Genomic DNA, 26,726 nt, shown 5'->3' on the forward strand with positions numbered 1-26,726 from the left:
GGGTGCTTTTTTGGTAGGTAGCGTGTCAAATATAAAGTTCATTCAGCATGTTAGAGTTACTTTTATTTATTAATCTTATTACTCCCTTTCCATAATTAACTACTGTCATCTTTAATGATTAATAGCACGCTTTTGCATAAAGAAAAAGTATTGTTTCTCGTTGGCCTTTTATTCCTTATTTGTACCTTGGGTCCCATCCCGGCGACTGCGCAGCTCCCGCAGGATCACGGGTACCAGGGCGAACTTCGGAATTATATAGGGTCACTCTCGGAGGGAGATTTTGAGCTTGATTTATCCCCATTAACGGTAGAGACCAGTTATTTTGATACCGATGCGGAGATTTATCAATCGTGGTTGGTTTTTGGACATGATGCCTCAGAATTTCCTCCAGCCGATGGGATACGGGTGGGTTCAGATTATTTTACTCTTGATGCTATTGAATCCGGTGGGAGCGTGCATATGACCATTGGCCGCGGGGGATGGATCTCGGCGCTGGCCACTGCTTTTTTTGCCGACTGGAACTATGAAGGCAATCCGCATTACGATTCCCGGGCGGTCAAGCTCCGGGCCTTTGTAGCCGCATCCGTCGATATGATGATGCAGGATCAGGCCCACGATGAAGGTAATGGCGACCGCTCTGATTTTTTGGGTGGACAGTTGATCCAGTGGGCCTATGCGTATGGGGTGGCCAAAGACGAGCTGCCGGAATCGGCCAAAGCCGCCTTTGAGGAAGGGCTCATCCGCATGTTTGAAAAATTGGAGTCGTGGGGCCCGACCGGGACCCATGCTGATATGGATACGCGTGCTATCCCGGGGGTACTTTATGTGGCCCGGCATGTGGAGAGCCAAGACCTGACCCAGCGGGCGTATGATTATATTGACCGGGTATTGGACAGCCATTTTAGGCCAGCCGGCTATATTGATCATGGCGGGGCGTATGATGCCTCCTATAACGGCATTAGTTTGTTCCATCTGAATTGGGGAGCGTATTTGTCCGAGTACTCCCCGATCGTAGAGGCCCTGCAACAAATGACGAAACTGAAAGCCCACCTTACCTTCCTGGATCCGGACGGGGACCACAATACGCCCCATCACAGCAACTCCTCGAGTGCGGGGGATGCCGCGGAGGACCAGTGGATGCGTCATTTTCGTAATGCCGGGTTGGCCTACTGGTCGGATGAGGGGATGGCCCTGTTGGGAGAAGACAATATAGCTGATGCCTCAACGATGATCAGTGATATGAATTTTAGGTCGGACTTTCTGAATAGCTCCGACGGGCAGGAAGACTTTGATGATCCGGACAGCAGTACGCCGGGGGAATGGGAGCGACGGCACTGGACGGTGACGAACTTTAACTATACGTCGCTGTATTATCGGGAGGACCATTATGATCGGCTCCGGTCGGCCACACAGCGAGAATTAACCCTTCCCTTTGAACGGGGTGAAAAGTTTATTGAGAGTTTCGATGATAAATTTTTGTCCACCCGCCAGAAAGGATACGGAACGGTGCTGTTTAATGACCGGCTTTCCTGGTGGACCAGCGAAGGACAAACCGAAGAGCTGAATGGGTTTGGGGGTGGAAATATCTCGGCTTTTTGGACGCCTGCGACCGGAACGGTACTTATGGGGGTGGCCCGGGGCACCCGTCACGGCGGGCACGACCTGCAGGACTGGCCGATGTGGCCGGTCCACGCGCTGAGCGGCCAGACGACGGGAGGAGCGGCCTTTAGTTCCGCCCTCCAGCGTCATCCGGAGGCGAGCTATGCCCTCAATCAGGATCTTCCCACGGTCACGGTCAGCGGGGATCTGTCGAATGAGTGGTCCGATCCCACAGGGGGGATAAGCGGGCAGGCCAGCTACCAGCGGGAGTTTACGATTGGGGAGGAGGAACTCTATGTGACAACCTCAGTTAATGGGGATTCCGGCACCGAGGTGGAGGAACTCTATGAGATTCTGCCGGTATTCCGCCGCAATGCCTCCGACCAGTCCTCCGATACCCAAACGCAGATTGCCTTTGAGGTGGATGGCAGCTGGGAGCCGGCCGGCACGGATATGAAGACGGTCACCCGCATTCGCCTGCAGCGGTTTGAGGGGACGGTCATGATTGAGTTTGCCAGCCCTGCCCGGGTGAAGCTGTCTTCGGAGGATTTTTACATCAACCCGTCCAGTCAGAGCGGAGCCCAGGTACGCAATATTCTGATTGACCTGCTGGGCAGTGGCGGCCCCGCCCCGCTGGGAGGGCAGGCCATCGAATATCGAATTTATAATGCGGGTCCTAAAAAGGAACTAAGCGGATCGCAAAATGGAAGATTTATTCAAAACCCTCCTCTGCTAAAACAAAATTATCCCAATCCTTTTACCGGGAATAGCAGTACGACTATTGAGTTTGAAATGCCAGATACCCAAGAGGCCTCTCTAAAAGTTTATGATATTACGGGCAGACTAATAGCTACTTTGGCTAATGGAGTAATTGAAGACGGATCACATACAGAAGTTTTCAATGCCGACGGATTAGCATTAGCGAGTGGCATCTATTTTTACAGCCTTACAACCGAAAATGCTATTCTTACAAGAAAAATGACCTATCTAAAGTAATGTTACATGATAGGTAGTACTATGGATGATCGCTTTCCCCAGTATATAGTATTTTCAGTAAAAATTGCTGGGACAAATATCTCTTCTAAGTTTGATTTTATAATTAAAAGATATTTTTTCGGAACACTTCCTAGGAAGTTGTGTTAAAGAAATATAATATTAAAATTTATTAATAAATAAGCTTATATTTGAGTTGGTTAGTAATGAAGCTGTTTTGCAGTTCGTTTGATATCATTTACAAATAATATTTTCCCATTTAAATAGATTAATAGCACGCTTTTGCATAAAGAAAAAGTATTGTTTCTCGTTGGCCTTTTATTCCTTATTTGTACCTTGGGTCCCATCCCGGCGACTGCGCAGCTCCCGCAGGATCACGGGTACCAGGGCGAACTTCGGAATTATATAGGGTCACTCTCGGAGGGAGATTTTGAGCTTGATTTATCCCCATTAACGGTAGAGACCAGTTATTTTGATACCGATGCGGAGATTTATCAATCGTGGTTGGTTTTTGGACATGATGCCTCAGAATTTCCTCCAGCCGATGGGATACGGGTGGGTTCAGATTATTTTACTCTTGATGCTATTGAATCCGGTGGGAGCGTGCATATGACCATTGGCCGCGGGGGATGGATCTCGGCGCTGGCCACTGCTTTTTTTGCCGACTGGAACTATGAAGGCAATCCGCATTACGATTCCCGGGCGGTCAAGCTCCGGGCCTTTGTAGCCGCATCCGTCGATATGATGATGCAGGATCAGGCCCACGATGAAGGTAATGGCGACCGCTCTGATTTTTTGGGTGGACAGTTGATCCAGTGGGCCTATGCGTATGGGGTGGCCAAAGACGAGCTGCCGGAATCGGCCAAAGCCGCCTTTGAGGAAGGGCTCATCCGCATGTTTGAAAAATTGGAGTCGTGGGGCCCGACCGGGACCCATGCTGATATGGATACGCGTGCTATCCCGGGGGTACTTTATGTGGCCCGGCATGTGGAGAGCCAAGACCTGACCCAGCGGGCGTATGATTATATTGACCGGGTATTGGACAGCCATTTTAGGCCAGCCGGCTATATTGATCATGGCGGGGCGTATGATGCCTCCTATAACGGCATTAGTTTGTTCCATCTGAATTGGGGAGCGTATTTGTCCGAGTACTCCCCGATCGTAGAGGCCCTGCAACAAATGACGAAACTGAAAGCCCACCTTACCTTCCTGGATCCGGACGGGGACCACAATACGCCCCATCACAGCAACTCCTCGAGTGCGGGGGATGCCGCGGAGGACCAGTGGATGCGTCATTTTCGTAATGCCGGGTTGGCCTACTGGTCGGATGAGGGGATGGCCCTGTTGGGAGAAGACAATATAGCTGATGCCTCAACGATGATCAGTGATATGAATTTTAGGTCGGACTTTCTGAATAGCTCCGACGGGCAGGAAGACTTTGATGATCCGGACAGCAGTACGCCGGGGGAATGGGAGCGACGGCACTGGACGGTGACGAACTTTAACTATACGTCGCTGTATTATCGGGAGGACCATTATGATCGGCTCCGGTCGGCCACACAGCGAGAATTAACCCTTCCCTTTGAACGGGGTGAAAAGTTTATTGAGAGTTTCGATGATAAATTTTTGTCCACCCGCCAGAAAGGATACGGAACGGTGCTGTTTAATGACCGGCTTTCCTGGTGGACCAGCGAAGGACAAACCGAAGAGCTGAATGGGTTTGGGGGTGGAAATATCTCGGCTTTTTGGACGCCTGCGACCGGAACGGTACTTATGGGGGTGGCCCGGGGCACCCGTCACGGCGGGCACGACCTGCAGGACTGGCCGATGTGGCCGGTCCACGCGCTGAGCGGCCAGACGACGGGAGGAGCGGCCTTTAGTTCCGCCCTCCAGCGTCATCCGGAGGCGAGCTATGCCCTCAATCAGGATCTTCCCACGGTCACGGTCAGCGGGGATCTGTCGAATGAGTGGTCCGATCCCACAGGGGGGATAAGCGGGCAGGCCAGCTACCAGCGGGAGTTTACGATTGGGGAGGAGGAACTCTATGTGACAACCTCAGTTAATGGGGATTCCGGCACCGAGGTGGAGGAACTCTATGAGATTCTGCCGGTATTCCGCCGCAATGCCTCCGACCAGTCCTCCGATACCCAAACGCAGATTGCCTTTGAGGTGGATGGCAGCTGGGAGCCGGCCGGCACGGATATGAAGACGGTCACCCGCATTCGCCTGCAGCGGTTTGAGGGGACGGTCATGATTGAGTTTGCCAGCCCTGCCCGGGTGAAGCTGTCTTCGGAGGATTTTTACATCAACCCGTCCAGTCAGAGCGGAGCCCAGGTACGCAATATTCTGATTGACCTGCTGGGCAGTGGCGGCCCCGCCCCGCTGGGAGGGCAGGCCATCGAATATCGAATTTATAATCCAGATGTATCAACTAACGATGATTGGCAAGACGAACCGGATCCAGATACTACCTCTCCTGAAATAAGTGTATCACATAGCCCATCAAATCCGAATGATACCGACGAAATTACGTTTTCTGCTACGGCAGAGGATAGCAGCGGCATCTCGAAAATAGAGATTTACGTTAATGAAAATTTAGAGAAAACCTGTGAAGGGTCTACAAATTGTGAAGTAATCGGGGGTCCTTATCCGGCGGGAGACGTTAGCTACCATGCAATTGCATATGATGCATCCGGGCAAGCCAATAAGGCAGAAAGTAGCGTAAAGACAGTATCTGTATCTAATTCAGAAGACACAGAGGCAGATACTACTGCTCCCGAAATAAGTGTATCACACAGTCCCTCCAATCCGGATGAAACCGATGAAATTACTTTTTCTGCTACGGCAGAAGATAGCAGCGGCATCTCCAAGATAGAGATTTATGTTAGTGATAGTTTGGAAAAAACCTGTGAGGAATCTACAGACTGTAAACTAACCGGGGGTCCTTATCCGGCGGGAGACATCAGCTACCAGGCAATTGCATATGATGCATCTGGGAAAACCAATGAAGCAGAAAGTAAGTCAAAAACAATTTCTGTCTCTGAGGAAGAGTATCCTGAAAATAATAACTGGCCAACTATCGATACCCCCGAGCTTAGTAAGAAGGGAGAGATGTTGCATGTGGAAGCTTCTAAAGCACAGGACGAAGACGGAGACTCTGTTTTTACAAATATTGATTGGCGCATAAACGGAGAAAGTATTTCTCTTATTAATTATTCTTTTGATGTAGAAGGTTCGGTAGCAAAGGATTCTTTAGCAAAAGATTTTACTTCATATCAGAATCATGGAAAGCAAAAAACTAAGTCACATATCCCTGCCTGGACGACCAAAGGGAGAAAGGCGGGGGCTTACTATTTTGATGGGCAGGGAGATCATATTTATACACCGACATCTGATAAGATTGAATCACTCAAAGCATTTACTATCGAGTTTTGGATGAAACATGATAACTGGGGAAAAGAATGGGCTACCTTGGTAAGTAAACCTTATTATAATGATAAATGGGAAGATCCGTGGAGTGTGTTTAAAATTGGAAGAGATGGCCCTAGAGAACAATTAAATTTTCAAATTACGGTGAGCGATGGTAAGGCTGTAAGTGTCCAATCCAAAAGTGACATTTCGGGTAATCAATGGGTCCATGTAGTGGGGACTTATGATGGAAAGATGCTAAAGTTGTATATAAATGGAGAGTTGGATAAGCAAATCCAGGTTGATGAACCACTGGTTTCCGGGAGAAAGACGGGTATATATCTGGGCAGTAAATGGGGGAAGGATAATGAGCAAGAAGCGTACAGAGGATTGATGGATGAATTTCGTCTTTTCAATAGGGCGTTATCCCCTCAACAGATTGAAAGACATTATGCCACCAAGTATACGGATTTTTCTTTGGATGAAGTATCGGATGGAGAGGAGTGGACAGCTTTGGTTACCCCAACAGATACTAAAGTTTATGGGGAGAGTAAAGAATCCAATGAATTGGTAATCGAACAGTCAAACAATGACGAGGGTTCAGAGTTAACTCTTAGTCAGAATTATCCGAATCCTTTCCAGTCTGAGACTAATATTGAGTACACATTACCGGATGAGGAAGTAGAGGTTAGCCTAATTATATATAATACCGTTGGCAAAAAAGTAGCTACACTGGTCGATTCCGAACCACAGTCCGGTGTACAACAAATTCCATTTGATGCATCTGATTTTAATCTTAGCAGTGGAATATATTTTTATCGATTAAAGGCAGGCGACACTCATTTTTTAAAAAAAATGACCTATATAAAGTAGGTATACAACAACCCACCTTATCATTTTCTATTTTAAGAATACCATTATATATAAGATATATGAAGTTATATTTTACTAATATTGATTAAGGAATATTAATAAATTATTACAGACTAATAGTCTTTTCTTTTTTTGCTTATCTTATGATGATCAAACAATGAAAAATTGGTGTTGAGTAAAATGAAAAAAGAGTAAAAACTATTTTACTTACCAGTTATCATATCTCTATAATAATCCCCTGTTCTTTTGTTTCCACCCATTATTCAGAATAATACTGATTAAGTTTTTTTAATGAGTGTCTATTTCCTTGACTACCAATAAGGAATATTCTACCATTAAAAAAAGGGTTTTCGGAATAGTTTAGAAGAGAGTTCTAACTAACAATACATTGTAAAGAATAATAATCTTGAGGGGTACAATGAAGGTAGTAATTCTTGCTGGGGGTTATGGTACACGACTAAGTGAAGAGACAGCTGTTCGTCCAAAGCCGATGGTTGAGATCGGGGAGAAACCCATACTTTGGCACATCATGAAAATATATTCTTCATATGGCTTAAATGACTTTGTTATTTGCTGTGGTTATAAGGGACGGATAATCAAAGAGTATTTTTCTAATTATTTTTTGCACGAGTCAGATATGACATTTGACTTGAAAAACAACAGCATGGAAGTTCATCATAATGATGTTGAACCTTGGAAAGTATCTTTAATTGACACCGGTAGTGGAACAATGACCGGAGGGCGGCTGAAAAGGGTCGGTCATTTACTTGATGGTGAGACTTTCTGTTTAACCTACGGAGATGGGGTCAGTAATCTGAATATCAAAAAACTTATCGAATTCCATAAAGACCATAATTTAAAGGCGACACTGACTGCTGTACAGCAGCCCGGCAGATTTGGAGCATTTAAATTGGGGAAAGGAGAGTATGTAATTGACTCGTTTAACGAAAAGCCCAAAGAAGAAGGGGCTTGGATTAACGGTGGTTTTTTTGTTCTGGAACCTGAAGTTTTAGACCTAATCGAAGGTGATTCTACTGTTTGGGAAAGAGAGCCACTGGAAAGGCTTGCTAATTCGCAAGAACTAGCTGCATTCAGGCATTATGGGTTTTGGCACCCAATGGATACACTTAGAGATAAAAATAATTTGGAGGATTTATGGAAATCCGACAGTTGTCCGTGGCGTGTTTGGGCAAAGAGTAGCAAAGAGGAATATGTATAATTATATAATTGCCGGTGGCGGAATAGTGGGTTTAGCGACCGCGTTTGCGTTAAAGCAGAAGAAACGTGATTTGTCAATCATAATTTTGGAAAAAGAGAATGCTCTTGCAACTCACCAGACGGGTAGAAATAGTGGAGTAATTCATTCGGGAGTGTATTATAAACCGGGTAGTATTAAGGCAGATTTAGCCACACGTGGGAGCAGAAGTATGATTGAATTTTGCCGCGAGTTCGGAATAGCCTACGAGAAATGCGGAAAAGTCATAGTGGCTACAGATCAGCGCGAATTGGACTATCTCGATGTGCTGGCAGAAAGAGGTAAGATGAATGGTTTGTCAATTAAACGAATAGGGAAGGATGAACTGAATGAGCTTGAACCACATGTCAACGGTATTGCAGCCTTACACGTACCTGAGGCGGGAATAGTAAACTATCGTGAGGTTTCAGAAGTTCTTGCCAATGAACTGTTGAAATCGGGAGTGGAGATAGCTTATAACAATAAAGTTACGGGAATTGTAACGGAGTCCGAAAATTGTTTGATTGAAGCTACTGGTGGAATTTTTAAAGCAGAATACCTGATCAACTGTGCCGGTTTGAACAGCGATATTCTCGCTGCCAAATCAGGGATTGAACTCAGGCATAGAATTGTGCCATTCAGAGGTGAGTATTATGAGTTGATTCCTGAGAGGCGCTATTTAGTTAAAAATTTGATTTATCCGGTTCCCAATCCTTCTTTTCCTTTTCTCGGGGTTCATTTTACAAGAATGATTGACGGTAGCATTCATGCGGGGCCTAACGCTGTGTTGAGTTTGAAAAGGGAAGGCTATGAAAAATTCTCTTTCAATGCATCCGATACGTGGAGCACAATTTCATATCCTGGATTTTGGAGGCTGGTACAAAGGCATTGGCAAGATGGATTTAGAGAGTTTTATCGATCAATTTCTAAAGCTGAATTTGTTAAAAGTCTCCAAAAGCTCATACCTGAAATTAGCGCTGAGGATTTAATACCCTCCCCATCTGGAATCAGAGCCCAGGCATTGAATCCGGACGGTAGTCTCGTGGATGATTTTCTAATCATGTACGAAGGTAGGAGTATACATGTTTGTAATGCTCCTTCACCCGCGGCAACTGCCTCTTTGGAAATCGGGAAAAAGATATCAGAGTATGCTTTAAATCTAAATAAATTAAAAACAGTAGCATGAAAATTTTAGTCACGGGAACAGACGGATATATTGGTTCAATTTTAGGACCATATTTAATTAAAAATGGGCACGATGTAACCGGTCTAGATACGGGGTTCTACCGGTCAGGGTGGCTATATAATAATGATGAAGGGAAAAAGTACCCAAGCTACATCAATAAAGATCTGAGAAATATTAATGCAGAGGACTTGGAATCGTTTGATGCGGTGGTTCATCTCGCAGAATTATCGAATGATCCGCTGGGAAAGCTGAATCCGGAGATAACGTATAAAATCAATCATAAGGGCAGTGTTAGAATTGCCGAGCTGTGTAAAGAGGCTGGCATAGAACGATTTGTTTATGCTTCATCGTGCAGTGCATATGGGATTGGAAATGATGGCTACAAGACGGAGGAATCGGAGGTAAATCCACAAACGGCCTATGCTGAGTGTAAGGTCCGTGTTGAGCGGGATGTATCAAAATTGGCGGATGACGATTTTTCTCCAACCTTTTTACGTAATGCTACGGCATTTGGTCCGTCACCACGTATGAGGTTTGATATTGTTCTTAACAATCTCTCTGGTTTAGCTTGGACTACCGGGGAAATCAAAATGATTAGTGATGGAATGCCGTGGCGTCCCCTTGTTCATGTAAATGATATAAGTAAAGCTATTTTGTGTGTATTAAATGCTCCCAGAGATGTAGTCCATAATGAGATTTTTAATGTGGGAGATACTGATGAAAATTTCCGGGTTAAAGAAATAGCCCAGATCGTGAGTGAAGCTTTTCCGGGATGTGAGACATCCTTTGGAGACAGTGGGGGAGATAATAGGAGTTACCGAGTGTCGTTTGAGAAGATTAATAACAATCTTCCGGGATTTTCTTGTGAATTTACCGCCGAAAAAGGTGCAGAACAGCTCTATAAAATATTTTCCAAAATCAATATGGATGCTGAAACCTTTGATTACCGGGCATACACACGTCTTGAGCAACTAAAATACCTGTTAAGAACTGAACAGTTGAACGAAGATTTATATTGGGTGTAAAGATGATATTTCATAAAACAAATCTCAAAGATGCCTACATCATAGAATTGAATAAGCTGAAAGATGAAAGAGGCTTCTTCGCCCGGCAATATTGCCAGAATGAATTTCGTGATCATGGTATCCAGATATCTATAGTTCAGGCCAATGTATCCTACAATAAGTTAAAAGGGACACTTCGGGGAATGCACTACCAGACCGAGCCCCATGGGGAAGCTAAGCTAGTACGGTGTACAAAAGGAGGAATTTATGACGCTATAATAGATGTACGGTCAGGTTCGCCCACCTTTAAAAAATGGATCGGTGTGGAATTGACTGAGCATAATCACAAGATGTTATATGTACCAGAGGGATTTGCACACGGATTTATTACCCTGCAAGATGACACGGAAGTAACTTACCAGGTTTCAGAGTTTTATACCCCGGGTGCGGAAGAAGGTATACGATGGAATGATCCCACCTTTAATATCGATTGGCCAGCCGAGGTAAATGTGATTTCAGAAAAAGACCTTAATTGGCCGGATTTTGATTCTGAGTAACCAAGGTTAATTGAACTAATAAATATTTTTTTAAAACGGGAAGGGGTAACTGATGATAATAGTTGACAAAGCGCTTGAAAAAAGAGAAAAAGAGAAAAATCCTATTAAAGTTGGAATGGTTGGGGCTGGTTTTATGGGAAAGGGAATTGCCCTTCAGATTCATGCGGCAACTAAGGGAATGAGGCTGGTTGCTATTTCCAATAGGGACAAAGAAAAAGCATATAAAGCTTATAGTAAAGCAGGAATCAAAAATGTTGAAGAAGTTGACTCCGTTGACAAGCTCGATAGTGCAGTTCGCAATAATAAAAGTACGGTAACTGACAACCCATTTCTTTTGTGTAAATCAGCAGAAATTGATGTGATAGTTGAGGTAACCGGGGCTGTTAAATTTAGTGCTGAAGTGGTTTTAGAAGCTATTCAAAATAAAAAGCATGTTGTGCTGATGAATGCGGAACTGGATGGAACGGTCGGACCTATTTTAAAAGTGTATGCCGATAAAAATGATGTAATTATAACAAATGCTGATGGTGACCAACCCGGTGTCATCATGAATCTTTATCGGTTTGTTAAAGGAATTGGAGTAAAACCAGTGCTATGTGGGAATATTAAAGGGCTCCATGACCCGTATCGAAATCCAACAACCCAAGAGGGCTTTGCCAAAAAGTGGGGACAAAAGCCTTCAATGGTAACCTCCTTTGCTGATGGGAGTAAAATCTCTTTTGAACAGGCTATTGTGGCAAACGCTACAAATATGAAAGTTGGGAAGAGGGGAATGTATGGTCCCACGGTGCCTTCGGGTACGCCAATCTCCGAGGTTATACGGGAATATCCTGAAGAATTATTGGAAATTGAACAGGGGGTTGTTGATTATGTTGTGGGGGCCGTACCCGGACCAGGTGTATTTATAATCGGTACACATGATAATCCAACTCAGCAGCATTATCTGAATCTCTATAAGCTGGGAGAGGGGCCATACTACTGTTTCCATACCCCTTATCACTTGTGCCATTTTGAGGTTCCCAATACAATAGTACGTGCTGCTTTGTTTGATGACGCAACTATTGCTCCGAACGGAGGACCATCCGTCGAAGTTATAACCATCGCCAAAAAAGACCTAAAAGCCGGCGAAGTGATCGACGGGATAGGCCACTATATGACATACGGCGTTTGTGAAAATGCAGAAGTAACCGATTCGGAGAATCTGTTGCCTTTAGGTGTGGCTGAGGGATGTACATTGAAAAAAGATATAGCAAAGGATCAGGCGATTACTTACGACGACGTTAAAGTACCCGAAGGAAGATTAATTGACCAGCTGCGTATTGAACAGAAGAAATATTTCTCATAATGCTATGATCCTAATATATATTTGTAAAGATAATCAAAGATGAAAGAAGATAACTACATACTGGGTATATCAGCCTACTACCATGACTCTGCAGCTGCTATTTTAAAAAATGGCGAAATTATCGCCGCTGTTCAGGAAGAGCGTTTTACTAGGAAAAAAGGGGATGCAAGATTTCCAATTGATTCTGTTTCATATTGTTTAAATGAGGCCGGGATAGTTATTTCGGAGTTGGACTATGTAGTATTTTATGAAAGCCCTTTTTTAAAGTTTGATCGCCTTATGGAAACATACATTTCTTTTTGGCCGGCGGCTAAAAAACTTTTTACCGAATCATTTCCATTGTGGGCAAATCACCGGTTGCATATTTCCAGAGAGATAAAACGAGAATTGGGAGATGGATTTGTGGGAGAAATTGGTTATACCGATCACCACCTGTCACATGCTGCATCTGCTTTTTTCCCATCACCGTATGAAGAGGCCGCTATTTTAACACTTGATGCGGTTGGTGAATGGTCAACCAGTTCTGTCGGTGTCGGAGAAGTGAACAACGTGGAACTCCTTCGGGATATGCGATTTCCGCATTCCATTGGAATGTTATATTCAGCCTTCACTTATTATACAGGATTCAAGGTAAACTCCGGGGAATATAAATTGATGGGGCTAGCTCCCTATGGTGAACCTAAATATGTAGACACGATTTTGGACAATGTCATTAAGGTTAACGATGACGGTTCAATATGGATGGATATGAGCTATTTTAATTACGCCAAAGGGTTGGCAATGACTTCTGATAAGTTTCATAACCTGTTTGGCGGGCCGCCGCGTAAAACAGAAGAGACTATTCAACAGAAGGATATGGACTTAGCTGCATCGATCCAGAAGGTTACGGAGGAAATTATACTTCGTTCCGCTAAATATGCTTATGAACTTACAGGTAAAAAGAATTTGGTAATGGCGGGTGGAGTTGCCTTGAATTGTGTTGCAAATGGCAAAATATTACGTGAAGGTCCCTTCGAAAATATCTGGATACAGCCGGCGGCAGGGGATGCTGGTGGGGCACTCGGAGCTGCACTATTAATGTGGCATCACCACTTGGATAAACCAAGAAATGTGCATCCTGATGACAGTCAAAAGGGGTCATTCCTTGGTCCCTCATTTACCAAAGATAAAGAACAAATTTATTTGGATTCAGTTGGTGCAATTTATGAATTAATTGAGGATGAAAAAGAACTTATTGACAGAGTTTCGGACCTGCTTAAAGAGGAAAAAATAGTGGGCTGGTTTAACGGGAGAATGGAATTTGGACCTCGGGCGCTGGGTAGTAGAAGTATAATAGGAGATGCCCGTTCCTCCCAAATGCAACAGACCATGAATTTGAAGATTAAGTTTCGGGAATCATTTCGTCCTTTTGCTCCATGTGTGCTTCATGACCATGTCCATAAATACTTTGAAATGAAGGAGGGCAGGGAAAGTCCTTATATGCTTTTTGTGGCACCGGTAAAAAAAGAGGAAAGAACAGAACTGAGTGAGGAGGAGATTAAAAAAATGAACGATCCTGATTTGCGTAAACGGGTAGCAGTACCCCGATCCACTATTCCAGCAGTAACGCATGTGGATTATTCAGCCCGAGTCCAGACCGTTGATGAGAAAAGGCATGGCCGGTATTACCGCATGATGAAGAAATTTTATGAGAAAACAGGTTGCCCTGTTATTGTTAACACGAGCTTCAATATACGGGGGGAGCCTATTGTTTGTACTCCGGAAAACGCATATAAATGTTTTATGGCGACAAATATTGACTGCCTAGTAATAGACAACTTTATGCTTTTAAAAGAGGAGCAACAGGAAGGCTTATTACCTGAGATAGCAAATTACAAAGATTTATTTGAATTAGACTAAACGAGATTAAACTATGCTTACACTTCCGAATAAGATTGTTTATAACACTTTAAAAAGCTTCTGGGTGGTTTTGTGTACAACGGTATTAGTACTTTCTTCTATTATTGCTGTTGCTATTACAGGTTCTTTTATCTGGCTATCTTTACTTCTGACAATCCCACTATTTGTTTTGATCGGAGTTAAATATCCAAATAAAATAGTAAAACCTTATGCATACTTTAATGCAGCACTTAGAAGAATGGTATCTCTATTGCAATATATAGTTCTGCTTATTGTGCACTACCTTTTACTTGTTCCATTGAAGTTAACTGGGGGAAAGCTGAAATTTTCTAAAAGTGATACAATGTGGGAAGTTAAAAAGGTTACCAGCTTAATCGGAGAAAAAGGGAATCAAGATGTTTCCTTAGACAGCTCTCAGAAAAGGTTCAGGTTTTATTCCATGCTGAAATGGATTATAAAAACAAAAAAATGGTGGGTTTTGGCAATCATCCCTTATCTATTTGTGCTTTCAATTTTGTCTGAACCAATAGAAGATATCGAGGCCGCCTCCGATACATACACCCTGTATTAGTACAATAATTTAGAATATAAAATTTTATGTTACGGTTAATATTAATAACACCTTTTTTTCTTCTCTCCATGGTATTGGTCTTACCAGTACTGATTATAATTTGCCCTCTTTGGTTGTTTGTTTTTTTGTGTAAAAAAGTAGACCAGTCATTAATGTTGAATGGAGTTACCAACTGGAATGAAATAATACAGTATAATTCAAAAATCGGCTGGCAACCTTATCCATCATTAAATGATGTCAAATATCAAGATCCTGTGGGAGAAATCGGAACAATTACTACCGATAGCTTGGGCTGGCCTCATAGTAAGGCAATAGAGGATAGCAATATTGTAGTATTTGGTGATTCTTTTGCATTCGGGTTTGGGTCAAAATTGGAGGATACCTATTATGGGAAGGAAAATGGTATTAATATTAAACCAATTGCAGCTCCGGGATATAATATGGTACAGGAGTTGATGCTAATGGAAGAATATCGTGAGAAGTTAGAAGGAAAATTAATCTTTTGGTTCGTTTGTCTTGAAAATGATCTTGTAGAAAATTTGAAGCCATACAATTCCAAGAATTATACTAATCCTTTTCTAAGGATTAACGGGGATGACAACTGGGAAATTGTAACTGAGCATTTACAGCCCCACAAATGGGAGTATGCTGAAGAGGCAAAGAACACACTTCATTTCGCTGAAATTTGCACTGAATCCCCATATTCTAAGAGGGTATTTTTAAGCGTACATTTTCTACTGGATAGAGCCAAAAGTATTTGTGATTCTGTTGGTGCAGAACTCGTTGTTTTTACCATTCCTGATAAAAGACAATTAAGTGGCGATGGGGTTAAGAGCTTCAAAAAACATCTGGATAAAAAAGCTAATTTTAATGCCGACTACCCAGATGATAGGTTCGGGAATATTTGCAGGGATCTGAATATTCCATTTATAGCAGGTAAATCACATTTAACGGATGAGGATTATAAGATTTATGATCCTCACTGGAATAAAAAAGGGAATAAGAAAGTCTCTCAAGTAATAAAGGACTATTATACTACGGTTTATAAAAACGGGAATAAAGAGAAGGATATTTATGTCAAAGGATAACTTGCCGTTAGTTACAATCGGAATTCCAACCTATAATCGTGCTGATGCATATCTAAAGGAAGCGCTTGAATCTGCTTTAAATCAAACCTATTCGAATATTGAAATTGTTGTATCTGATAACTGTTCAACTGATAATACCAGTGAACTTGTTAATTGCTATCAAGATTCCAGAATAAAATATTATAGGCACAACGAAAATATTGGAGCTAATAATAATTTTAACTATTGCCTGGAAAAAGCTTCTGGAGAATATTTTCTTTTGTTGCATGATGATGACAAAGTCGATAGTGATTTTGTAGAGGCATGTTTAGAGGATGTTAATTACCGAACAGATGTTGGTTTGATAAGGACCGGGGTAAGAGTGATTGATGAATTTGGAAATGAGCTGCAGTTTCGCAAAAATTTTGTAGATGCTGATACGATAGAGAAGTTTATTGAGCAATGGATGGACCAAAGAAAGGTCTCTATTTACTTATGTAGTGTACTCTATAACAGAAAGGGTTTACAGCAGATCGGAGGGTTTACATCACCCCAAAATTTATTACAGGATAATGTTGCTGAAATCAAGCTTACTGCGATGATGGGAAGGGCAGATGTCAGTCAGGTTAAAGCAAGCTTTCGTCGTCATGGAGACAATAAGGGTGGTTCGGAATCTGTACAAGAGTGGGCGATGGATTCAAATCATATTTTGCATTTGATTAAAGAGCATGTGTCAGATCAGGATTTGATCAAGAAATCTACTATAAACTTATGCGAGTGGAATTATAATCGCGTATATCGGATAAAATCTCCTTTGGTAAGATGGCGATCGTATTTAATCAATTACAAGATGTTTGATTACTATTATTCCCCCTTTAGTTATGTATATAAAAGAGATATTAGGCCGAAGCTAAGAAAAATACGTTCTTTATTTTTCAATACAGAAACCATTTAGTAATGGACAGCAAGAATAATGCGAAAGTGATAGGCCTGATACCCGCTGCAGGCATGGCTCATAGAATTTCACCTTTGCCATGTAGTAAGGAACTATTCCCTATAGGCTTTACTAGCTCAACTAGTAACAAAACGGGTACACCCAAAGTAATATCGTCTTATCTATTAGACAGTTTTAAAAAAGCAAGTGTTGACTTATGCTATATGCTTATACGCAAAGGGAAATGGGATATTCCGGAATATTTTGGTAATGGGGAAAAATTTAATATTGACTTAGCCTACGTGGTTACGGATGCCACAAATGGAGTTCCATACACATTAGATAAGGCTTACTCGTTTATAAAAAATAAAACAGTACTATTTGGCTTCCCTGATATATTATTTCAACCTGAAGATGTCTATAGCTCATTACTTAAAAGAAAAGCGGAAACCGGAGCAGATATTGTATTAAGTCTTTTTAGAACTAAGAATCCGCAAAAAGTGGATATGGTGAAAATAGATAAAGACCAAAACGTTCAAGAAATCCATATTAAGCCAGAGGAGACCAACCTCAAGTTTACATGGCTTCATGCGGTATGGTCAAATCAATTTACGCTCTTTATGCATAAATATGTTGCCAATCATAATATTAAAAATTCCTCAAAAAGAGGAAGAGAATTATTTATGGGGGAGGTTATTCAAGAAGCTATTCATGCTGGATTAAATGTTGAATCGGTGAAATTTGAGAATGGCTTTTATGTAGATATTGGTACATATGAGGATTTAGTAAAAGCAATTAATAATCAACTCATACAGTAAATAAAAATGAATATCTCCTATTATTGGGAAAGGTTGTTAAATAAGAGCTTAAAGGATGTCGTTGGTACTACTACATCGGTTAAAACCGAAGAAAAAGTAGCAGCATTGACATTTGATGATGGACCTCATCCTTCCAATACACCGCAACTCTTAGATTTATTGGAAGAATTTAATGCAAAAGCTACATTCTTTGTAATTGGAGAATTCGCCCAAGAACATCCTTTAATAATTGATCGAATAGTAAGTGAGGGACATGAACTTGGCAATCATACTTGGTCTCATAAAGACTTACCTAAAATGACCTTAGGAAAAGTTTATAAAGAAATTCAATCCTCAAGTTCTGTTATTAATACTTCATATTTTCGTCCTCCATTTGGGCATCAAAATATAAGAACCTCCCTTATAGCAAAAGTACTAGGTTATAAAATAGTAACTTGGAATTTTCACCTCGAAGATTGGGAGAATAGAGATTCTAAATGGATGTTTCAGAAATTTAAAAAAAATATTTGTCCAGGAAGCATAGTACTTTTACATGATAGAACTTTTGAAAAAGAAATAATAAATGATGACAAGACGTCATTATTTGAGGTATTAAATAAGATATTTACTACAATTGATGATTATAATTTTATAACAGTTTCAGAATTGTTAAAAGATAGGATAGAAAACAATAAATTATGGATTAAGTAAAGTATTAATTGTTTCTATGAAGAGTTCTAATTTAGCCGACATATCTTTGAGTGTAATTGTTCCTTGTTTTAATGAAGAAGATAATTTAAAGTTTCAAGTAGAAGCTTTACTTAATGAATCATGGGATGAATCGTGGGAGGTACTGCTATGTGATAATGGATCAACCGACTCTACAGTTAAAGTAATAAAGAGGTATTCAAGAAATGAAGATAAAATAAAATATGTGGATGCTTCGAAAAAGAAAGGTGTTTCGTATGCGAGAAATCGAGGTGTTGAGGAGGCCCAAGGAGAGTTAATTGCATTTATTGATGCAGATGATATAATCGCAACTGGTTGGGTACCTGCAATAGCTGAAGGCATTAGATTGCATTCCTTTGTAGCTTCAAAAAGGGATCAATTCGTTAATGATAACAAAGTGGGAAACAAAATTAATACTAAAAATCCAAGTAAAGGATTGATTCAATATAATTATGTAGATTACTTGCCTTTTTCGGGAGGTTGCGGGCTAGGTATTCGTAGAAAAATCCACGAGAAAATAGGTGGATTTGATGAAGAGCTGATTTATTGTGAAGATACTGATTATTGCTGGAGGGTTCAGCTTCAGGGAATACCTTTGATTTTTTGGCCAAAGGCATTAGTTCATGTCAGAACGCGAGAATCTACGATGGACTTATTTAGACAAGGATTAAATTGGGGGGAGTATAACGCTCTTTTATATAAGAAGTTCAAACCATATGGAATACCAAATGTAAGCTATTTAAGGGGAATTAAGCTATGGGTCAAATTATTAAGAAGAATATTTTTTTTATGGAAAAAATGGCAAAGGGATACGTTTATAAAAGGGCTTGGATATAGAATTGGAATGTTAAAAGGTAGTATAAGATTTAGGGTTTTTGCTCCCTAACCTTAATATCAACAATAACTGTTAATATTATTGTATTATTGTAAGTTTCTTTGATTGAACTGTATTTTCTGATGTAAGACGATATATATATATTCCGCTTGCTAAATTTGTTGCACTGAAAGTTATATTATGGAATCCAGCTTTTTTTTGAGTATCTACTAGAATAAGAATTTTTTTTCCTATCATATCAAATAATTCCAGACGGACATGTGAAGCTCTTGGGATTCCAAATCGTATCGTGGTTCCAGGATTAAATGGATTGGGATAATTTTGTTGTAAAACAACTTCACCAGGAATCATTTCTTGTGGGGAAGTAGTTGTAATTGAAGTATCAGCCGACCAGCTACTGGTGCCGTTACTGTTTACGGCCCGCATCTGCAAGTCGTAGGAAGTTCCCGGGCTCAGATCGGAGATAGTGAATGGATTAGTTGTACCTATGTCAATTGGGTCTCCTTCATCTAGTCGATATTCATAACTGCCGGTGTTATTAACCTCGATGTAGTAGACTTTGGCCGTAGTTTCTGTGGTGGTAACCTCATCAATAATTGGCGGACTGTCGGGAGATTGTGATTCTTGCTGTGTAGTAAAAGTAGTAGTGGAAGACCAGTCGGAATTTCCGTCAGAGTTGACAGCTCTCATCTGCAGGTCATAGGAGGTACCGGGCCTCAGGCCTTCAATGTTAAAAGGATTGGTAGTTCCAATATCGACCGGTTCATTCCCATCCAGACGGTATTCATAACTATCGGTATTATCGGTACCGGAGTAACTGACCGTAGCGGTAGTCTCGGTAGCATTGACCTTATCTATGTTAGGGGGACTGCTTGGTGGATTAGCGCTTTCCTGAGTGGTAAAAGTTGTATCAGTGGACCAGTCACTGGTACCCTCACTGTTAACAGCCCGCATTTGAAGCGTGTAAGAGGTGTTGGAGGTAAGGCCGGTTATTTCGAAGGGATTGGAGGTCCCGATATTAACTGGGTCTCCACTGTTGAGCCGGTACGCATAACTATCGGCATCGGATACGGTTGAGTAGGAAACTTCAGCCGTTGTAGTGGTGGTGTTAATATTGTCGAAAGCGGGAGGGCTTTTTGGTGGCTGGTTTTCCTGATTGGTGTTAAAGGTGGTCGTGGCTGACCAATCGCTGGTCCCATCGCTGTTGACCGATCTCATCTGGAGATCGTAGGCGGTGCCAGCACTGAGATTGGTAATTCCATAAGGATTGGTGGTTCCGATGTTAACCGGATCACCTCCGTCGAGGCGGTACTCGTAGCTATCGGCGTTGGAAATTTCACTGTATACGACCTCTGCAGAAGAGACGGTTGTGCTAACCTCATCAATAGAAGGGGGATTTGACGGAGGTTGGCCTCCGGAACCGTCATCTGTACCGTCTATTGCTATCACCCAGTCCGAACTGTTGGGGGCCATCCACGTTATTTGGCTATTGGAAATAATATTTGAAGTGATGTTTATTTCAGTATAGGGGGCAGCTCGGGTATCGACTGCCACGGCAGATTCAACGGTAACCCCCGTTAAATCCATATCAATGGAACTGGTACTTTCTTTGTAGAAAATAAGCTTATTTTTAGAAGGGGTTGACAGAGCATATCCGTCGGTTAGGCTGTTGTTGCGTTCAAAATCTACAGCAAAGCGGTCAGTCCAAAAATTGGAAAAGACTTTAAACATTCCTTTGTTGTCAAATACAGAAGAATGACTGTATTCGTCATTAATCCAAGGTCCATGGCCCCATATACTTCCAACTCCACCAACCATGGCAGACTCCCATATTGTTTTTCTGACTCTGTTGTCATCATCAAAATTTCGAGATTCCTCTTCCCCCGTATCTATTCGGAATCTATCCTCAGAAAGGTGGGGTTTGTTGGGATACTCAGTAAGCCAGTCTACCCACCTGTCATAGGCTATATTACCATTATAATTGATTGTGGCATGGTCTTCATGGCCTATATAGTCAGTTTGATTAGTCATTATACTAGATATGGGGTCATCGTTTTTATGTATTCTTCCGCCAATTATATGAGGCCATCCTAGTTTGGAATGGTAATAATTTCTCCATGTAGCAACTTCAGCCCCCGTCCAACGGTCCCAAACATCCCATCCAACTCCCATAGTCCAACCAGGTAATGGACCTAGCCTAGCTGCTACGTAGCGCTGTAGTCTTTGCATTCTTACACTGTTCCTTCCTATTTCTCCAGAGTCCATCCCTGTTATTGGGCCATGATTCCAAATATGAATAAAACCACCTTCTTCATATATTCGTTTTATAATTGATTCCATTACTTTGAAAGCTTCTGGGTCAGGAGATACATTCGAATCGGTCATATCAAGGGAACTATTGGTATATAAACCATCTTCCGCGGTAATATCCCACCAACTGTACCAGACTGGGATGTGGAAACCCTTAAATCCATGTCCCCCAATAAACTCCGTTATATCAGCATCCAATTGAGAAAGATTATTATGGTATTGATCCAGACCTTCCCCACCTCTCATTACAAGTGTTGGGATAAAGGCTTTTTCATTACCTACCCAAATCCATTTTGCATTTTGGTGATTTATAAATCCACGAGCCTGTGTAGCATTACTTTGTTCAACCACTTCAATAGAGCCCGATAATCTATTAAGTGCAGATTCGTTTGAAGAGGTATTAAAGATCCATTCACCTAGTTTTGTCCCTGAAAACCTAAATTTAAAGATATTTACCGAACCTTTGGTCCCGGTTTCCCAGTCCCAGTCACCATCATAAAACATTTCAGTGATAATTTCTTCACCACTAGAAGTATGTGTAAAAGTAACAGTTGCAATTACATCGAACGGATTACCAGAATAATCAGCGTGTTCAACTTCCCATTCTGCATAAGGATAGTATAGGGGAGTTGAATCAGGATCTTGTGCATATAGGATATCCGCTACTATAAATAATGAAAAGAAAAAATACAGGATCTTGAAGTGAGTGGATTTTTTAGACGGTTTAGATTTATAACACACAATACACCATTCGGCATGAAATTGAGTTGAAAATTTAAAAGTGATAGAATCAATTCTTTGGTGAATATATTTACCCGAAAATCGATATATTTATTATTGAACATTAATACCTAAAAAAGGTTCCGCATTTCTGTATACATCCAAATTTAATTTAAATTTTTAATAGATTATTTATAGAAACTTTTTAATGATCAGGGATTAAATCATAAATCTATACAAGTAACAATGCCATGGTAAAAAAATTAGCAAAGCAAATTATTGGATCTATGGGGTTTGAGTTATCCAGGTTCAGTGAGTCTGAGAAAAAGGTAGCCGAGGAATTTGAATGGGATCTTGAATTATTTGCTTATAAAGATTTTCAGGTTGCACGTGGCATTGCCTATTCAGGTTTAATGACAGTTGATGAGGCACGTTTTTTATCTACCTTAGTGCAGCGCACATCTGAAGAGGATCCTATTATTGAGATTGGAACTCTGTTCGGGTTTTCGACGATGGTAGTTACAATCAATAAAAGTAAAGCACAAAAATTGATTACGGTAGATAATTACTCATGGAATCCACATAATATTTCACCGGTTGCCCATAAACTTGCAACTGCTTCCAGGCTACAAGATGCAAGTTCAAATCATAATGTTGAGATTTTAAATAAAAGTAAGAACGATTTTTATAATGAATATTCAGGGCCGATACCAGGATTATTTTTTTGTGATGCTAACCATGAATATGAATCGACACTTGATGATCTAAGATGGGCACGCCAAGTGGGAGCTAAAATTATCTGTGGGCATGACTACAAGTCCAAATTCCCTGGTGTAAAGAAAGCAGTCAAAGAATTCGGAGGACCAAGTGAATTGGTGGGGTCATTATTTGTCCTTTAGCAAAGTCAGTCTCAATAATATTACTTTCCTTTTATATTTAAAGGATTCATTTAATTTGCTGGTTTTTTAGATTATGGGTTCTTTTTTAAGTAATCCACTTCTGACTGGTTAAGCAATTTTTGATATTTTACATCAGTAACAAGATTTATGATAGGTGGAGAAAAGTTCACTTGTTCATATCTGGAAAGTGCTTCTACAGTACTAGGTTTTTCCTGTCCACTAAATGAGGAACCGCCTCCTTGGGAACTCATAGTCGGAATAATATCAACTTTAAGCTCTAATTGTTGTAGAAAGTTTAATCTGTATTCTTTTGAAACAATCCATTTTTCGTACTCCCATACTTTGAAGTTTTCTGGTATAGAATGCCACTCTAATAGAGTTTCGAAAAATGAAACATCAACATTATGTTCTGAGTACCCAATACCTTCGCTTGCTTTCTTCTGAAGATATCGAAGTCTACTCGCGACCACATTTAGGACACTTCGTTTTATGTAAATAGCTTCATTCCATTTTGGGATGCGAAAATTATTATAATTTGGCCCACAATCTTCTGCAGAAATAATAAGATATTGACAGTTTTTAATTAGTTCCCGGTTATTCCACAATACGCTCAAAAAACGTTTTCCTGACTTAATATTAACTTCATCAAGAAAAACAGTTTTACCAGTGCTTGTTATGTATAAATTGTCAATCTTAGGTTTAAGACTGGCATACTGTTCTTCAAGTGCGTTTGTCAGCCAGTTTATAAAAGCATGATTACCGCTTCGCCTCATACCGATAACATAATAAACTATCGGCCCATGGATGAGATACAAAACAATAGTTTTGGCGATCAGATTTTTTGTTGATTTAATAAAGCTCATAATTCTAAAAATATTTTACATTTGATAGTAAAACTGCCCACGGTCCGTTACCGGGTGCTGTAAGTTGGACAGTGCTGCGACCCTTGACCGGGATTTCATTTTCCCACTCGTTATTCTGAATGTTTAGCCATTGCAGAGAAAGTGCTCCGGAGGCATCGGAAACATCAATGGTAACTGAACCACCATTAGGAAAATAAACGGCATATTGATGCTCAACGTCAGCCATGGCATATGCTTCGTCGTCATGACGATACCCAAGCAAGTGATTAGCCGGTTTGCTTAAAAAAACATTCATCCGGTCTGTTAGCATGCGCATGCTCTTTATGTGGGTTTGTGCCAAGGGAGAAAGACCTATGCCTGATGGATTAAAGGGATTACTTGTTCGATGAAAACGTGAAGATGCAAAACCTCCGAATATATTCCGCCATAACTTATGAGTACCTTCTTCAAAACCACCGCCATGATTTAGACCTCCATAAATTTTAACACTATTTATCGGTCTGCGCCCATTTTCCTGAATCTCAGTTCGGACCTCTTGAGCATTATCCCAATGTGCTTGTTCCTGCTGATGGTTATTTTGTGATATATCTACATAGGTATAGAGGTTGGGTTTTTCAAAAGTAGCTTTATGCATCGGATCAGAAAGATCCCATGCATCCCACATTTCTGTTACATGAATAAGTACATTTTTTTCCTTAGCACTTTTCAAAATATAATACGCCCAAAAGTCGCTCCATTTTGGTGACTCATTTGTTTCATTACTGATACAGTACAGGATATGGGGATATTCCAGAGAGATCGACAGTATCTGATCAACAAGCGCCTCCTGGAATTTGAGCAGGAGAGGGTTGTCTTCGAATTCCGGTGGAGATCTAAAAAATGGATTTTCTTTCTGTCCGGGATGGGTTTGGATTACCTCGGGAAGTCCACTCTCCTCTGAAGTATAATTCACATTGTTTTTTGGATTAAATGGATTCTGATTCCATGGATCCCGGGCAAAATCAAAGCGATCCCATAATTCAATTTGGACAATAATATCACGTTCATATGTCATGGTAAGAAAATCCTTAAAACGATTCCAGTATTCTCCATTCCATGTTGTAAGATCGTAGATTCCATCTTGTGTTTTCCCAAACGGCCAGACGTTTCCGTGATCCCTGCTCGACATTGTATTTCTTACATAGTTACCACCGTTATATGCCATTAAATCGAGGTGAGACTCAAGTCCGTAGGGCCAGATATCTGGATGATTAAAAAGATTGTCTTCGTCTGAAGCTCCCAGCAGCAGTACGGGTTCTCCCTTGTATTGCCAGTATCGGGCATTTTTTTTATAGGGTTGTATTCTTAATGAGTCTTTCTTAACGGTTTGGTGATATCCCATTTGAAGGAATTGTTCATACGATTCCGTTTTAATATCAATTGGGGGAAATTGTGATTTTTCTTGGCATGCCGAAAGCAGGTAACATATTGAAAGGGTACAAATAAGTATTAATAGAACCTGACTTTTCATTTTATGTTATTACTGGGATTCTAACTCAAGAAAATTTTTGACTGCTTGTTCAGCTTGCATTTCATCAAAAACAGGAAGATGGGTCATATTCCCGTTCAACCAATCCTTGTTTTCATCCCATGCCTGAATCATAGCTATAGCCAGGGCATCAGTATCGTTTGATGGAACGAGCTCCCCATTTTTACCTGCAATTACCAATTCGTCAATGCTCGCATTAGAAAAACCGATCACAGGCACTCCTAAAAGAAGACTCTCAATCACAGTATTTGGTAAATTATCCGCTCGGGATGGAAGTACAGAGGCGATAGAATCAGATACGATCTTATAAAGTTGAGAAGAAGGCTGGTGATCAATCCAGATTAACCTCTCTTTGGTATCTTCTAATTTTTCATGAATTGGAGTACCGATATCCTGAGAATATCTTCCAACCCATACCATTTTTAAATCCGGATTTGATTTCCATGCTTTTTCTAATGCCTCAGCAACCAGATCGGTGCCTTTTCTAAATCCGAGAATACCAAAATGAACTAAATACCTTTTGGGTAAATTGAAGGGTATTTTTTTAGCGGGATCTATATATAAAATGGCAGGAGGACGTACAACAGAGATATCCAATGCATATTTTTTTTCAAAATAATCAGATAAAAACTGACTGGGGGAATAAGAATGATCCGCTTTTCGGATACAGTGGAGATCAATTTTTTCAGTAATTTTTTGACTTAACTTGATCTTTTTAAAGGAAGCTTTATCAAACAGTAGTCTTGATGTGCTTAATCTTAAATAGTGCTTACGTCCTTGCTTTCTTTTTACAAAAAATCCTGTTTGGGGATAATTTGTTGATTGGACAATATCAAATTTTATGTTTTTATCTCTTTTCTCAAATGCTTTATTAAGGATATACGAATAAATGATCGTATTAATATTCTCATAAGCCTCTTGGCTAAATAAATAAAGGATCAGCCTCTTTAAGACTTTGAATAATATGCTATCTGGTTTCTTAATACTGTGAATAGTAATGCCATTCACGATAGTTGTATTGTGGGGATGGTTTACCAATGCAAAAACTTCTACATGATGACCATGCTTAGATAAAGCGGCGCCCATTTTTGCCAAGTAATTTCCAACGCCTCCCTCATTTTTATCATCAGTAACATATTGATCTGTAAGAAAAGCTATTTTCATATAAATCCCTTGTTGTATCCCCTGTAATAATGGTAGTTATTGCTTCCTGGCAAAACTAACTATTAAACTAATGCCCAGATTTTCTCTGAAACTTTAATATATCTCTTTTATTTATGGAACCTCTCTATTTAAAATAACCAATGCTTTTGCTTCAAAAACTAATTAGATATTTCTAATACTTACGCTAAGCGAGAGATTTAAGATTTTAAAT

General features: G+C 40.7%; 19 protein-coding genes. 15 read left to right on the forward strand and 4 right to left on the reverse strand.

Annotation, left to right across the window (positions count from 1 at the left end; genetic code table 11):
- Window positions 1–132 precede the first annotated feature (132 nt).
- The 14 genes from ABEB05_RS02340 (at window position 133) to ABEB05_RS02405 (ending at window position 19,082) form a co-directional block, all read left to right on the forward strand.
- Window positions 133–2,595 carry a T9SS type A sorting domain-containing protein gene (locus ABEB05_RS02340; RefSeq protein ID WP_265787187.1) on the forward strand — a complete coding sequence of 821 codons (2,463 nt, stop codon included), beginning with the start codon at window positions 133–135 and terminating at the stop codon, window positions 2,593–2,595.
- Window positions 2,596–2,874: 279 nt separating this feature from the next.
- Window positions 2,875–6,873, forward strand: coding sequence for a LamG-like jellyroll fold domain-containing protein (locus ABEB05_RS02345; protein ID WP_265787189.1), 3,999 nt, complete (start codon window positions 2,875–2,877; stop codon window positions 6,871–6,873).
- Window positions 6,874–7,291: 418 nt separating this feature from the next.
- Window positions 7,292–8,092 (forward strand): glucose-1-phosphate cytidylyltransferase, encoded by an 801-nt coding sequence (gene rfbF, locus ABEB05_RS02350; protein WP_265787191.1) that lies wholly within the window; start codon window positions 7,292–7,294, stop codon window positions 8,090–8,092.
- The gene (lhgO, locus tag ABEB05_RS02355; protein WP_345694250.1) at window positions 8,085–9,293 is read left to right on the forward strand and encodes an L-2-hydroxyglutarate oxidase; all 1,209 of its coding nucleotides are present in this window, start codon (window positions 8,085–8,087) and stop codon (window positions 9,291–9,293) included. The genes rfbF and lhgO overlap by 8 nt, the downstream gene beginning before the upstream one ends.
- Window positions 9,290–10,318, forward strand: coding sequence for an NAD-dependent epimerase/dehydratase family protein (locus ABEB05_RS02360; RefSeq protein WP_265787195.1), 1,029 nt, complete (start codon window positions 9,290–9,292; stop codon window positions 10,316–10,318). Before lhgO ends, ABEB05_RS02360 begins: the two co-directional genes overlap by 4 nt.
- A gap of 2 nt (window positions 10,319–10,320) precedes the next feature.
- Window positions 10,321–10,854 carry a dTDP-4-dehydrorhamnose 3,5-epimerase gene (gene rfbC, locus ABEB05_RS02365; RefSeq protein ID WP_265787197.1) on the forward strand — a complete coding sequence of 178 codons (534 nt, stop codon included), beginning with the start codon at window positions 10,321–10,323 and terminating at the stop codon, window positions 10,852–10,854.
- Window positions 10,855–10,906: 52 nt separating this feature from the next.
- On the forward strand, window positions 10,907–12,199 hold the full coding sequence (locus ABEB05_RS02370; protein WP_265787199.1) for an NAD(P)H-dependent oxidoreductase: 1,293 nt from the start codon (window positions 10,907–10,909) through the stop codon (window positions 12,197–12,199).
- Window positions 12,200–12,238: 39 nt separating this feature from the next.
- On the forward strand, window positions 12,239–14,098 hold the full coding sequence (locus ABEB05_RS02375) for a carbamoyltransferase family protein (RefSeq protein WP_265787201.1): 1,860 nt from the start codon (window positions 12,239–12,241) through the stop codon (window positions 14,096–14,098).
- A 13-nt stretch (window positions 14,099–14,111) separates the two neighbouring features.
- Window positions 14,112–14,669 (forward strand): hypothetical protein, encoded by a 558-nt coding sequence (locus ABEB05_RS02380; RefSeq protein WP_265787203.1) that lies wholly within the window; start codon window positions 14,112–14,114, stop codon window positions 14,667–14,669.
- Window positions 14,670–14,821: 152 nt separating this feature from the next.
- Window positions 14,822–15,757, forward strand: coding sequence for a hypothetical protein (locus ABEB05_RS02385; protein WP_265787205.1), 936 nt, complete (start codon window positions 14,822–14,824; stop codon window positions 15,755–15,757).
- Window positions 15,744–16,691: a glycosyltransferase family 2 protein gene (locus ABEB05_RS02390; protein WP_265787207.1), complete on the forward strand. Its 948-nt coding sequence runs from the start codon at window positions 15,744–15,746 to the stop codon at window positions 16,689–16,691. The genes ABEB05_RS02385 and ABEB05_RS02390 overlap by 14 nt, the downstream gene beginning before the upstream one ends.
- Before the next feature lie 2 nt (window positions 16,692–16,693).
- Window positions 16,694–17,488, forward strand: a complete 795-nt coding sequence (locus ABEB05_RS02395; RefSeq protein ID WP_265787209.1) for a sugar phosphate nucleotidyltransferase — start codon at window positions 16,694–16,696, stop codon at window positions 17,486–17,488.
- Window positions 17,489–17,494: 6 nt separating this feature from the next.
- A complete protein-coding gene (locus tag ABEB05_RS02400) occupies window positions 17,495–18,178 on the forward strand; it encodes a polysaccharide deacetylase family protein (protein WP_265787211.1) in 684 nt (227 codons plus the stop codon).
- Window positions 18,179–18,224: 46 nt separating this feature from the next.
- A complete protein-coding gene (locus ABEB05_RS02405) occupies window positions 18,225–19,082 on the forward strand; it encodes a glycosyltransferase family 2 protein (protein ID WP_345694228.1) in 858 nt (285 codons plus the stop codon).
- A gap of 27 nt (window positions 19,083–19,109) precedes the next feature.
- Here the strand turns inward: ABEB05_RS02405 and ABEB05_RS02410 are convergent, their stop codons facing one another.
- Window positions 19,110–22,082 (reverse strand): fibronectin type III domain-containing protein, encoded by a 2,973-nt coding sequence (locus tag ABEB05_RS02410; RefSeq protein ID WP_265787215.1) that lies wholly within the window; start codon window positions 22,080–22,082, stop codon window positions 19,110–19,112.
- Between the two features lie 230 nt (window positions 22,083–22,312).
- Here ABEB05_RS02410 and ABEB05_RS02415 point away from each other — a divergent pair, with 230 nt between their 5' ends.
- On the forward strand, window positions 22,313–22,960 hold the full coding sequence (locus tag ABEB05_RS02415) for a class I SAM-dependent methyltransferase (RefSeq protein ID WP_265787217.1): 648 nt from the start codon (window positions 22,313–22,315) through the stop codon (window positions 22,958–22,960).
- 71 nt (window positions 22,961–23,031) lie between these two features.
- On the opposite strand, the gene ABEB05_RS02420 is transcribed toward ABEB05_RS02415, so the two are convergent.
- From ABEB05_RS02420 to ABEB05_RS02430, 3 genes are all read right to left on the reverse strand, one after another.
- Window positions 23,032–23,823, reverse strand: a complete 792-nt coding sequence (locus tag ABEB05_RS02420) for a hypothetical protein (protein WP_265787219.1) — start codon at window positions 23,821–23,823, stop codon at window positions 23,032–23,034.
- A 4-nt stretch (window positions 23,824–23,827) separates the two neighbouring features.
- A complete protein-coding gene (locus ABEB05_RS02425) occupies window positions 23,828–25,204 on the reverse strand; it encodes a hypothetical protein (protein WP_265787221.1) in 1,377 nt (458 codons plus the stop codon).
- A 138-nt stretch (window positions 25,205–25,342) separates the two neighbouring features.
- Window positions 25,343–26,515 (reverse strand): glycosyltransferase family 4 protein, encoded by a 1,173-nt coding sequence (locus ABEB05_RS02430; RefSeq protein WP_265787223.1) that lies wholly within the window; start codon window positions 26,513–26,515, stop codon window positions 25,343–25,345.
- Window positions 26,516–26,726 lie beyond the last annotated feature (211 nt).

The organism is Fodinibius salicampi (assembly GCF_039545095.1).
In the GTDB taxonomy this organism is placed as follows: Bacteria; Bacteroidota; Rhodothermia; order Balneolales; family Balneolaceae; genus Fodinibius; species Fodinibius salicampi.